Source organism: Oleiphilus sp. HI0125 (assembly GCF_001635355.1).
In genome coordinates, this window is the sequence record NZ_LWGF01000602.1 from 1 (window position 1) to 412 (window position 412).

The 412-nt window shown below is 49.5% G+C and carries 2 protein-coding genes; one reads left to right on the forward strand and one right to left on the reverse strand.

The window, feature by feature from the left end; genetic code table 11:
- On the forward strand, window positions 1–201 hold a 201-nt coding region (locus A3762_RS28325), incomplete at its 5' end, for a hypothetical protein (RefSeq protein ID WP_231878763.1).
- 83 nt (window positions 202–284) lie between these two features.
- Here the strand turns inward: A3762_RS28325 and A3762_RS28790 are convergent.
- Window positions 285–410, reverse strand: a complete 126-nt coding sequence (locus A3762_RS28790; RefSeq protein WP_369820674.1) for a helix-turn-helix domain-containing protein — start codon at window positions 408–410, stop codon at window positions 285–287.
- Window positions 411–412: the final 2 nt, after the last annotated feature.

Below are 412 nucleotides of genomic sequence, written 5' to 3' on the forward strand. Positions count from 1 at the left end.
CCTTCGGGCCGACTTTTTGTCGTTCAACGCGCTAAAGCGCTTTTGTGCCGCCTGCGCGGCAATGACGGATTGGAACGAAACTTAAATCCCGTCGAGCGCGCAAGCGATCTGGGTCACCTTTGGGGTATTGGGGTCTTTGGCCAAACAAAGACCCTGGCCTGCCGTCGGCCAGCGCCGACAGGAAAAGAAGAATTAGCTTGATGTTACCCTCTAAAAAACAAACTACCGCAATTGTCTATGATCACTCTCATATCTCTAAAGGTATTGGCAATACTACTCTTTCATCAAGATAGCCAACTCGAAAGTTCCAGCGCCGCTCCAACTTGTATTAAGTTTTCTTCCAAAGGCCGCGGCAGTAACTCCTGTGCTTTGGTGAGCCTGCGCAGCAAGGTATTACGATGAGTATGCAATT